At 68.6% G+C, this 10961-nt stretch carries 11 protein-coding genes and 1 pseudogene; 9 read left to right on the top strand and 3 right to left on the bottom strand.

Annotated features, from left to right (window positions below; all coding sequences use genetic code 11):
* Positions 1-4: 4 nt before the first annotated feature.
* From FHX42_RS08760 to FHX42_RS08730, 9 genes and pseudogenes are all read left to right on the top strand, one after another.
* Positions 5-958: a PAS domain-containing protein gene (locus tag FHX42_RS08760; protein ID WP_182543749.1), complete on the top strand. Its 954-nt coding sequence runs from the start codon at positions 5-7 to the stop codon at positions 956-958.
* Between the two features lie 216 nt (positions 959-1174).
* Positions 1175-2752 carry a Na+/H+ antiporter NhaC family protein gene (locus FHX42_RS08755; RefSeq protein WP_182543748.1) on the top strand — a complete coding sequence of 526 codons (1578 nt, stop codon included), beginning with the start codon at positions 1175-1177 and terminating at the stop codon, positions 2750-2752.
* Positions 2753-2859: 107 nt separating this feature from the next.
* On the top strand, positions 2860-3549 hold the full coding sequence (locus tag FHX42_RS27330; protein ID WP_328795991.1) for an RtcB family protein: 690 nt from the start codon (positions 2860-2862) through the stop codon (positions 3547-3549).
* Positions 3507-3842: pseudogene (locus FHX42_RS27325) on the top strand (RtcB family protein); the annotation flags it as partial. The gene FHX42_RS27330 and the pseudogene FHX42_RS27325, both read left to right, overlap by 43 nt.
* On the top strand, positions 3793-4278 hold the full coding sequence (locus FHX42_RS27320; RefSeq protein WP_328795990.1) for an RtcB family protein: 486 nt from the start codon (positions 3793-3795) through the stop codon (positions 4276-4278). The pseudogene FHX42_RS27325 and the gene FHX42_RS27320, both read left to right, overlap by 50 nt.
* Positions 4275-4574, top strand: a complete 300-nt coding sequence (locus FHX42_RS08745) for an archease (protein WP_182543747.1) — start codon at positions 4275-4277, stop codon at positions 4572-4574. Before FHX42_RS27320 ends, FHX42_RS08745 begins: the two co-directional genes overlap by 4 nt.
* A gap of 474 nt (positions 4575-5048) precedes the next feature.
* Positions 5049-6932, top strand: a complete 1884-nt coding sequence (locus FHX42_RS08740) for a DEAD/DEAH box helicase (protein ID WP_182543746.1) — start codon at positions 5049-5051, stop codon at positions 6930-6932.
* Positions 6929-7480, top strand: coding sequence for an SWIM zinc finger family protein (locus FHX42_RS08735; RefSeq protein WP_182543745.1), 552 nt, complete (start codon positions 6929-6931; stop codon positions 7478-7480). Before FHX42_RS08740 ends, FHX42_RS08735 begins: the two co-directional genes overlap by 4 nt.
* A gap of 128 nt (positions 7481-7608) precedes the next feature.
* Positions 7609-8745 (top strand): glycoside hydrolase family 172 protein, encoded by a 1137-nt coding sequence (locus FHX42_RS08730; RefSeq protein WP_182543744.1) that lies wholly within the window; start codon positions 7609-7611, stop codon positions 8743-8745.
* 49 nt (positions 8746-8794) lie between these two features.
* Here the strand turns inward: FHX42_RS08730 and FHX42_RS08725 are convergent, their stop codons facing one another.
* From FHX42_RS08725 to FHX42_RS08715, 3 genes are all read right to left on the bottom strand, one after another.
* Positions 8795-9676, bottom strand: coding sequence for a DUF72 domain-containing protein (locus FHX42_RS08725; protein ID WP_182543743.1), 882 nt, complete (start codon positions 9674-9676; stop codon positions 8795-8797).
* Between the two features lie 131 nt (positions 9677-9807).
* Positions 9808-10023, bottom strand: a complete 216-nt coding sequence (locus FHX42_RS08720; protein WP_328795989.1) for a DUF397 domain-containing protein — start codon at positions 10021-10023, stop codon at positions 9808-9810.
* The gene (locus FHX42_RS08715) at positions 10020-10880 is read right to left on the bottom strand and encodes a helix-turn-helix domain-containing protein (protein WP_235987201.1); all 861 of its coding nucleotides are present in this window, start codon (positions 10878-10880) and stop codon (positions 10020-10022) included. The genes FHX42_RS08720 and FHX42_RS08715 overlap by 4 nt, the downstream gene beginning before the upstream one ends.
* Positions 10881-10961: the final 81 nt, after the last annotated feature.

Below are 10961 nucleotides of genomic sequence, written 5' to 3'. Positions count from 1 at the left end.
CGTGATGAGCACGAGCGAGCCCACCGGGGAGCTGTCGGCGTTCCTGACGCACCTGCCCGTTCCCGTGGCGGTTTTCGACGCGCGGAGTCACGTCCGCTGGGCCAACCGGAAGTTCGAGCAGCTCTGCGGGGACCCGTCCGTACTCGGGAAGCCGCTCAACGAGCTCCCGCTCCCCTCCCTCGCCGAGATACTGCCCGCCGAGCACCGGAGCGTGCGCACCCTGGGCACCACCCTGCTGCGCGAACGCACCGTCGACTCCCCGTGGCGGGCCTACCACTTCCCGGTCTCGCCCGGATCCGGGCTCGTCGGCTCGATCCTGTTCGACCTGACCAACCACGTCGAAGCGCTGCGGGAGGCCCGCCGGTGGCGCAGCAGGCTGCTGGACCTGGTGATGTCGCTTCCGTTGCCGATCGCGATGTGCACACCGACCGGGCGGATCGTGGAGGCCAACCCCGCGATGGCCACGTTCTTCACGACGAAGATGAGCTCGCTGCGCGGCACGGCGCTGACCGAGCTGGTGCGTCCCGTCGATCCGACCGTGCTCCCCAAGATCGAACGCGTCCTGCGGTCCGGTGGGCGCGCGACGCACCGCTTCTCGGTGGAACCACTCGGGAAGCCCGCCGACGGCGCCGAGATGACCCTGCAACCGCTGCCCCACCCGGAGCTCGACGGTGCGATGTTGCTGGCCAGCATGGCCCGGCGGCAGCAGGCCGAGAACCGCACCGCCGAGCCGGCCATGACGCTGAGCGACCGGGAGGCCCGTGTGCTGGAACGGGTGGCGCTGGGCAAACCGAGTTCGGCGATCGGGCGGGAGCTCGGAGTCAGCGTGGACGGGGTCAACTACCACATCGCGCGGCTTCGGCGGCGCCTCGACGCCGCCAACCGCACGGCGCTGGTCGCCGCCGCCTACACCCGTGGATTGCTGCGTCCCGGATCGTGGCCTCCGGCGGCCGGCTGACCGAGGGCCGACCTCCACGCACGACCGGCTTCCCCGGTGGAGGTCACTTGACAGTCCAGGCCACGAGTATCTAAGCGTATAGCGCGACACTGTGCGAAACACCCGCGGTGCCGATTACCGATGCCGCGGGCGACACGAGCCGTCACCGACAGGAACCAGCGGAAAATCCGACGACACCGGGTCGACCGCGCCCACCGAAACGAAGGAGCGAATCACATGGCCGATTCGGTGTATTCCCTCATTCCGCCGGTACTGGCCATTGTGCTGGTGATACTGACGCGAAAAGTGCTGCTGTCGCTCGGAGCAGGCATCGCTGTCGGTCTGCTGATGCTCAACCAATTCCGTCCATTAGCCGGACTGGAGCAGTTGTACACCATCGTCAGCGGCATTTTCGTCGCCGACGGCGGACTCAACACCGGTAAGGTGTTCAACCTGGGCTTCCTGCTCTTTCTCGGCATGGTCGCTTCCCTGGTGACGGTCTGCGGAGGCAGTCGCGCCTTCGGGCAGTGGGCGACCGGCCGGGTGCGAACCCGGGTCGGCGCCACCTTCGTCCCCGTCGCGCTGGGGCTGATCATCTTCATCGACGACTACTTCAACGCCCTGGTCGTGGGCAACGTCAGCCGCCCCATCGCCGACCGGCAGCGCATCTCCCGGGCGAAGCTGGCATACATGATCGACTCCACGTCCGCGCCCGTCTGCGTGGTCATGCCCGTCTCCAGCTGGGGCGCCTACATCATCTCGATCCTCGCGGGCATTCTCGCCACCCACGGATTGGGCAACCTGGGGTCGCTGGAGGCCTTCGTCCGGATGGTGCCCCTGAACTACTACGCCATCCTGGCGCTGCTGATGATCTGCTGCGTCGCCTGGTTCCGCCTGGATGTCGGCCCCATGCGCGAGCACGAGCGGCGCGCCGTCGAGGGAGGCGGGCTGACCGACCCGGCCAAGGGCGCCGTGCCCGGCGACGAGAACCAGCTCGCGGCCAACGAGAACGGCCGGGTCCGCGACCTGGTGTGGCCGATCGCCGCCCTGGTACTCGCTAGCGTGGTCACCATGATCGTCACCGGCGTCCGGCAGTCCGAGGGCGGGGCGACGCTGCTGTCGGTGTTCGAGAACACCGACGTGCCGACCTCCCTGCTGTGCGGCAGCGTCCTCGGCTGGATCACCGCCATGATTCTCACCGTCCGCCGGAAAACGCACCGCGGCACCATCGCGACGGGGCTGCGGGTCGGTATCAAGTCCATGCTCCCGGCGATCTGGATCCTGTTGTTCGCCTGGACGATGATCGAGGTGATCAGCGGACTCGGTACCGGGGGCTACCTGGCCGGGCTCGTCGACGGAAGCATCAGCCTGACGCTGCTTCCCATGCTGGTGTTCATCCTGTCGGGATTCATGGCGTTTTCCACCGGAAGCTCCTGGGGAACGTTCGGCGTGCTGCTGCCCATCGCCGCCGACATCGCGGCGAGCACGGACATCACCCTCATGCTGCCCCTGCTGGCCGCCGTTCTCGCCGGTGCCATCTTCGGGGATCACTGCTCCCCCATCTCCGACACGACGATCCTGTCCTCGGCCGGAGCCGGCTCCCACCACGTCGACCACGTCATGACCCAGCTGCCGTACGCCCTGGCCGTCGCCGCCTTCACGGTGGTCGGCTACCTCGTCCTCGGCCTCACCGGCAGCACGGTGCTGGGACTGCTGGCCGCGGTGCTCCTGCTCGCCGGGACGGTCGCACTGCTGCGGAAAACCACCACCGCACCCGAGGAACCCAGCCTCGAGCACGAGGCCCCGAGCGACTGAGCCGACACCCGTTCGGCTCCCGCTTCCGCGGACCGGCGTCCCTGCGACGGTTTGTCCCGTCGCCGCCGGGAGCAGTCCCGAAGCGGGAGTCGCCACGGGGAGCCGGCATGGAACTCATCGAGGAAACCCCGAACCGCTTCCGCATCCAGCGGCACGAGGAGATGCGGGTACCCGGGATGGTGTTCACCTCGAAGGCGCTGCTTCCCGAGCCGAGTGCCGACCAGTCGCTCGACCAGGTGGTCCGCGTGGCCGTGCTTCCCGGCGTCGTCGGTGCCTCCTACGCGATGCCCGACATGCACCGGGGATACGGCTTCCCCATCGGCGGGGTCGCGGCCACCGACGTGCGAGAGGGCGGCGTGGTCTCTCCCGGGGGTGTCGGGGTCGACATCTCCTGCGGAGTACGTCTGATCGGCACGAGCCTGAATCGACACGACTTCGCGCTCCACCGCGATTCGATCATGGGCGGGCTCGGGCGGGCGATTCCGAGAGGTGCGGGACGAGGGGCCGTGTGGACGGTCTCCGGGCAGCAGGAACTCGAGAAGGTCCTGCTGTCCGGTTCGCGGTACGCGGTGCAGCGGGGCCGGGGTGAACAACGCGACCTCGATCGCTGCGAGGACGCCGGCGCGGTCGACGACGCCGATCCGGGGCAGGTCAGCGAGCGGGCCGTGGAGCGCGGCCTCGGGCAGGTCGGCAGTCTGGGCCCCGGGAAGCACTTCCCGGGGCCCAGACGATCGACCAGCTCTACGACGAGCGGGTGGCCGCGGCCTTCGTCCTGGAACCCGACCAGGTGTGCGTGATGATCCACTGCGGGTCACGCGGCCTCGGACACCAGATCTGCACCGACCACGTACGGGCCATGGAAAAGACCATGCCGTCCCGCGGAGTCCAGGTGCCGGACCGGCAACTGGCCTGCGCCCCCGTGGAGTCCCCGGAAGCACGAGCTTACCTGGGTGCGATGGCCGCCGCGGCCAACTACGCCCGCGCGAACCGGCACGTGCTGGGCGAAGCCGCGGCGGAGGTCTTCGAGCAGCGGACCGGCTGTGAGATGTGGCTGGTCTACGACGTCTCGCACAACATGGCCAAGATCGAGCATCACGAGGTCGAGGGGGAACGACGCGGGCTGTGCGTCCACCGCAAGGGGGCGGACCCCGGCCCTGCCTCCGGGACACGAGGGGTTGCCCTCCGGCCTCCGCGAGGTCGGTCGGCCGGTGCTCATCCCGGGCTCGATGGGCACGTCCTCCTACGTGCTCACGGGCGTCGCGGACAACGACGCCTTCTACTCCACGTGCCACGGGGCGGGCCGCCCGAAGAGCAGGCACCAGATGGCCCGCTCGGTCAGCGGCAAGACCCTCCAGCAGGAGCTGGAAGCACGGGGAATCGCCGTGCGCGGGACGTCCCGGCGCGGCCTCGCCGCGGAGTCTCCCGACGCGTACAAGGACGCCACCGAGGTCGTGAAGGCCTCCGAAGGCGCCGGACTGTGCCGCACGATCGCACGACTGACACCACTGGGCGTGGTCAAGGGGTGACCGAGCCGGAAAGCGGGCACCGAAGCCTGCCGCACACCGCGGATCCGCGCATCGAGGCGTGGGGGCCGACCCGGCAAGCCCGTCTCGGCGAGGCCGTGGCCGCGGTGGTCGAGAGCTTCGCCGACGTCTCCACCGCGCGGCCGGAACGAACCGCGACCACCGATCTCGCCGCCTCCGACGACGAGGACGCGTTGGTCTCGGTCCTCGACGAGGTCGATCTACCTTCTCGACACCGAGAACGTGGTCGCGTTGGGCGCCGAGGGCGAACACCGCCGGGACACGCTCCGGGCGCATGACCGTGGCGCCGCTGGAAGAGCTCGGCCTCTTCGGCGCGGTGCCCAAGGCCGTGTCCTGCACGGCCTGGATTTCTCCGCCGACGGTCGGCTGTGGAGGTGCACGGTGACCGTCGACGTCTGAGCGGTGCTTTCGTCGGGTGCTGGTGTCACATTGGTGTAATTTCATTTAACACTGAAGTTACTATACTTACGATTATCGCAACCCACAGCCGGGACGCACCTCGCCGAGAACGGGACGTCGAATACCGCCACCGACCCCCGGACAGAAAGAAAGGGGAATTGTCAAATCACCCGGCACGACTTATCCGGAACCTCGGAAGCGCGCCGTGTCAAATACGAATTCCCCCGACGAGGACATCTCGACGTGATGTATCGTCACCGTTGAAAGGCTGGTTCACACACTCCCGGAGTCCGACGTGCTTCCCTGGTCGAGAGCGCCACGAACACCCCGACGAAATCGCACGGGCGCGTAAGATGAGCACCGAATTCGACGGCGGCGGCGCGCTGCCCGAGGTGCTGCAGGCGTGCTTCGTCGTGGAATCGGAGTGCTTCGCCTGGTGGGGCGTGCGGAATCCGGGGACCGCCGCCGCGGAGGCGGGACTTCCGGAGGGCGCTGAAACCCGGTTGCCGCTCGCGCTCCCGGAGCGGGCGGGCCGTGCGGTGGTGGCGACCGAAGTTCCCGCGGTGCTCGTCGACGCCGAATCAGCCGTGGCGGCACTGGCGAACTGGTCCTCCTCCACGACGGCGGGAGAATCGTTGCGGGCGTGGTCCCGCATCGCGGCCGCGATGCGGGACGGCGAGTCCGTCGAGACGCTGATCGACGAGTTGCCGACCGCTGGACACGCGGCGCTCTGCCTGGACGGCGCCACGATCTGGTCGGGCCGGGCGGCCGTGGACGCCGTCCGGCACGGCATCACCGGTGGCGATGCCACCGACGACGCGGATCCCGCCGACCCGGTGGAGGCGGCGCTGCGCCCTTATCAGCGCGCCGGTGTGGCGTGGTTGCGAGCAGCGGCCACCCACGGTGGTGGTGTGCTGGCCGACGAGATGGGACTGGGCAAAACGGTGCAGGCCATCGCCGTACTGGCTCGGCGTCCCGGACCGCACTTGGTGGTGTGCCCGACGTCGGTGCTCGGTAACTGGGCACGTGAGCTCGACCGGTTCGCCCCCGGAATCGACGTCGCCTTCCGTACGGGTTCCGCGCGGAACGAGGGCCTCGACGGACTCACCACCGAATCGGTGGTGCTGACCAGCTACGGGGTGCTGCGCGGCGACGCCGACGTGCTCGCGAAGGTGGGCTGGGACGTGATCGTGCTCGACGAGGCCCAGCAGATCAAGAACCCGGACACCCGGGCCGCCCGTGCCGCGCGGAAGCTGAACGCCCGGCTGCGGGTGGCGATGACCGGGACCCCGGTGGAGAACCGGCTCGACGAGTTGTGGTCGTTGCTGGCTTTCACCAATCCCGGCCTGCTCGGCCCCCGAGCCAGGTTCCGTCGCCGGTTCGCCGCCGCCGTCGAACAACGCCGTTCCGAGGCCGCGGCGCGGCGCCTGCACGAGATCGTCGGGCCGCACGTGCTGCGCCGCCACAAGAGCGACGTCGCTCCCGAACTGCCCGCCAAGATCGAGTCGACGGTGGTGTGCGAGCTGACCGCCGAACAGGAGCGGCTCTACCGAACCAGCTTGGAGGAGGTCCTCGACAGCGGCCTGGGCTCGGGCATCGAGCGCCGCGGTCGGGTGCTGACCCTGCTGACCCGGCTCAAGCACATCTGCAACCACCCCGAGCTGGCACACCCCACCGGGGGCCACCTGGGCGGCCGGTCGGGCAAACTCGACCGCGTCACCGAGATGCTCGCCGAGATCGTCGACAGTGGAGAGCGGGCGCTGGTGTTCACCCAGTACCGCGAGACCGGCGAGCTGCTGGCCGCCCACCTCGGCGAGGAGGTCACCGGCAGGACGGTGCCGTTCCTGCACGGCGGCCTGTCCACCACCGTCCGCGAAGAGATGATCAACCGATTTCAGCTGGACCCCGACGGGCCACCGATGCTGTTGCTGAGCCTGCGTGCCGCCGGGTTCGGGCTCAACCTCACCCGGGCCACCCACGTGGTGCACTACGACCGGTGGTGGAACCCCGCCGTCGAGGACCAAGCCAGCGACCGGGCGCATCGCATCGGTCAGACCCGCGCCGTGACCGTCCACACGCTGTGCACCGAGCGCAGCGTGGAGGAGGCGATCGCCGACCTCCACGCGGGCAAACGCGACCTCTCCGGCATCGCCGTCGGACGAACCCGCACCGTCGAGACCGACCTCGCCCGGCTCGGCGACGATCAACTCCGCGCCCTGCTCGAACTGGACCGATGACGACGATGAGCGACGAGTTCGGCACCACCGCATGGGGGCGGGACTGGCTGCGGCTGGCCGAGCCCACCTCGATCATCCGCCCCGACCCCGCCCTGCCCCGGGCACGGTCCCTGGCCCGGAACGATCGAGTCCACGACCTCGACGCGACCACCGGCCTCATCGAGGCCACTGTCCGGGACCGCAGCCGCCACCGAGTCCGGATCACGGTCCCCATCTGGGACGAGCCCCTGCTGGCGAAAGCACGCACCGTGCTGGCCGACCAACCCGTCGGCGGTGACCTGAACGACTCCGTCCACACCGCGCTGAAGCAGGCGGGGCTGACCCTCGCGCCCGATCCCGCGACCCGGACAGCCACCTGCGACTGCACCAGTCGCAAGGACCCGTGCGTGCACCTGCTGGCGACCTACGTCGAATTCGCCCGCCGCCTCGACGAACGTCCGCGCCTGGCACTCGTCCTGCGCGGCCTCACGACCAGCGACACACCTGGCGAAATCACGCGCATTCCCCTCGGGCTCGTCGAGGTCGCCACCTTCTACGGCACTCCCTGACTCACACCGACCTTCCCGATTGGTGCGCTGGCTGCGGCGGTTCCGCGGGACGACGATGGGACCACGGGACCGAGGGGCGGGGTCCGGAGCGGATCGAGACCGACCGATTCGGAAAGGGCGGGCCAACGATGACGGTACGTTACGGCGAACACGGCAGCAGCCTGCGTGATCTCGCTCGGCTGCGGCACAGCAGGCGGGGCAGGGCCTCCAGCTGGGACCGGAGCGGGGGAAACGACGACCGCCTGACGCTCCTGCCCGGACGGACGCGCACGCTGGCCGACGTCCGAGGAGCGGGTTCGGTGACCCACATCTGGGTCACGGTCGCCCCCGAACGGCCGGAGCGGGAACCGGACTTCCTCCGGCGGCTGGTCCTGCGCGCCTACTGGGACGACGAGGAGCATCCGAGCATCCTGGCACCGCTCGGGGACTTCTTCGGGGTCGGCCACGCACGGACGGTCGACTTCGTGTCCGCGCCGCTGCAGATGAGTCCGCAGGACGGAAAGTCGTTCACCTGCTACTTCCACATGCCCTTCGCCTCGGCCGCGCGGTTCGAGATCACCAGCGAACTCGACCACCAGCCGGTCCTGTTCTACTACTACATCGACTACGAGCAGTACGACGAGCTGGAGGACGGGATCGGCAGGTTCCACGCGCAGTACCGGCAGGCCCACCCCTGCCAGGGGGTCGACCAGGACGGGCAGACGAACGCGGAGTTCCTGCTGACGGGAACCAACCTCGACGGCGCGGACAATTACACGGTCCTCGACGCGCACGGAACCGGACACTACGTCGGTTGCGTGCTCAACGTGCACAACCTTCGCGACACGACGCAGTGGAACTGGTACGGCGAGGGCGACGACATGATCTTCGTCGACGGGGACACCTGGCCACCGACGCTGCACGGCACCGGCACGGAGGACTACTTCGACACGGCGTGGTGCCCGAGCCGCCCCCACTCCGCGCCGTACCACGGCATCACCCTGGCCGGCGGCGAGAACTGGAGCGGGTGGATCAGCCTCTATCGCTTCCACATCGAGGATCCGGTCACGTTCTCCAGCACGATCAGGGTCAGCATCGAGCACGGGCACGCCAACAAGCGATCGGACGACTACTCGTCGGTGGCCTACTGGTACCAGGCCGAACCCCACACGCCGTGGTCGCTGCCGCCCGTCCACGACCGGGTTCCGCGCGAGCACCGAAGCGGCGAGTCAGCCGGTGGGGCGGGGCTGTGGGACAGGGCTCGACGATGGTGGCGGGGGCGGTGACGGCCGAGCTCCCGGACACGAGCGGCTGCCGAGTCTCGCGGAGCTCTCCTCAGCCGGTGTCGACGAGCCCCGCCAGTTCCGCGGCGTCGGTCTGGGCGTAGTCGCGGTAGCAGTTGTTCATCACCACGTGCGTCGTGGTGGCCGACTCGGCGAGGTGACGCAGTTTCGGGGCCCACTCGGCCAGCTCGCGGTGCGAGTACTTGTACCCGTACTTCTCCTGGATGTCGCGGCTGGTCCAGTTCCGCGAGCGCCCGTGGAACCGCACGACCGCCAGCTCGGCCGTCGCCGCGACCACCGGCGGAATCGAGCTGGTGTGTCCCTGGGGCATGTCCACCACGACGTACGGCAGACCGTGGGTGGACAGGAACTCCAGCGTCTCCTCCCTGTTGTCCTCCCGCATCCAGGTGTGGTTGCGAAACTCCACGCAGACCGGCATCGGCGCCGCGCGGTCCCGGCACTCCAGCAGGTACTGCTTGTTGGCACGGCTGATCGGGAACCATCGCGGGAACTGGAGCAGGATCGCACCGAGCTTGCCCGCCTCGTGCAGGGGTGTGAGCGCGCTCAGGAACCGCTGCCACATCTCGTCGACGACGCGCGGGTCGAGGTCGTCGAGGTAGACGTTCGACCGCGTGAGGCCCTCGGTGTCGGGGCGGAGGTCCTTGGGCAGTGCGGTGGGTTTGGTCGGGTGCCGTGTGAACAGGCTGAACGCCTTGACGTTGAACGTGAACCGCTCCGGAGTGCGCTGCACCCACAGCGCGGCGGTCCGTTCCGCGGGCGGGTGGTAGTAGGTCGCGTCGACCTCGGCCAGCGGGAACCGGGAGGCGTAGAACTCGAGGCGCTTGGCCGGGGTGTCGGCCTCGGCCGGATACCAGCCCGACTCGATCAGAGTCCGGTCGGTCCACGACGCCGTGCCGATCAGCAGTCGTCCCATACCGGCAGCATCCCAGCCGGGACGAACGGCCGCCCGCACGTGCCGCTTCTTTCACCGACAGCGGGCGATGCACGGAACGAACGGGGCGTGCCGGGTCCCGAGAACTGGGCACGCCCCTCCGGCTCTCCGCCCTACCGGTCGAACCGCCCCCGCTTGATCGCGTTCAGGAACGCACGGCCGCGTTCAGCCGTCATCGCCAGCACGGGCGAATTCCGGAGCTTCGAATCGCGCACCCCGAACGCCGCGTTCGCCTGACCGATCTCGACGCAGTGACCGTTCTGCCCACTGAATCGCGACACTCGAAACGTCACGTTCGCCAGCGTTCGGGCGGGGACGCTCTCGTTCACGGTTGAACCTCCTTCAAAGCGCGTTGGATGATCGTTCGGGATTCTTCCTGGCTGGCCGCCATGGCGTGCAACCTCGCCAGTGTTCGCTCGTAGACGGCGATGTCCGCGGCCTCCTCGAAATACATCCCAGTGGTGACCAGATCGTGGTAGACAGCACCGGGATCTCCCACCATGTCGGGCGGAAATCTCATCACGGTGAAAGTGCCGCCCTGCTGTGCCATGTGCGTTCCCGCGTCCAGCGGCAGGATCTGGATGTCGATGCGCGGGCGCTCGGACATCTTCAGCAAGTGCGCGAGCTGCTCGTGCATGACCGTCGCATCACCGGTTCGCCGATACAGCACCGCCTCGTCCATGATGGTCCACAGCCGCACGGGGTCGTCCTGGTCGAGGATGCGCTGGCGCCCCTGCCTCAGCGCGACGCGTTGCCGAACCTCCTCGTCCGTGAGATCGGTGTCGGCTCGAATGACCGATTCGGCATACTCCGACGTCTGAAGCAACCCGGTGACCAGCAAGGAGTCGAACGAGGACAAGTCGGTCGCGCCCGCCTCCAAACCGAGAAACAGATTGAACCACTGGGGGACCGCTTCATTGAGACCGGACCACCAGTCCTTACCTTTCTTCGCCGCGGCGAGGAGTTCGCGCATGAACGTGATCCGTTCCGGAACCTCGTAGAGGCCGAGCAGCAGCTCCAGATCACCCGCCGAAGGCAGGTTCCGCGCGCCTTCCAGATAGCCGACGTGCTGTTGGGAGCGACCGACCCGTGCGGCGGCATCCTTCTGCTTCAGTCCCGCCTCACCGCGCAGGCGCTTGAGTTCCAATGCGATCCAACGCTTGAGCACTGCCGGGCTTGATGACATGGCCACGCGCTACGCCTCCTCCTGGTGTACCGGCATTCCGAGTTCATCACGTTGCGCACGGTGATCGAAGTTCATTCGATC

The sequence above is a fragment of the Halosaccharopolyspora lacisalsi genome, assembly GCF_014137975.1.
Taxonomy (GTDB): Bacteria; Actinomycetota; Actinomycetes; order Mycobacteriales; family Pseudonocardiaceae; genus Halosaccharopolyspora; species Halosaccharopolyspora lacisalsi.
This window is presented reverse-complemented; position numbering and strand designations above follow the sequence as displayed.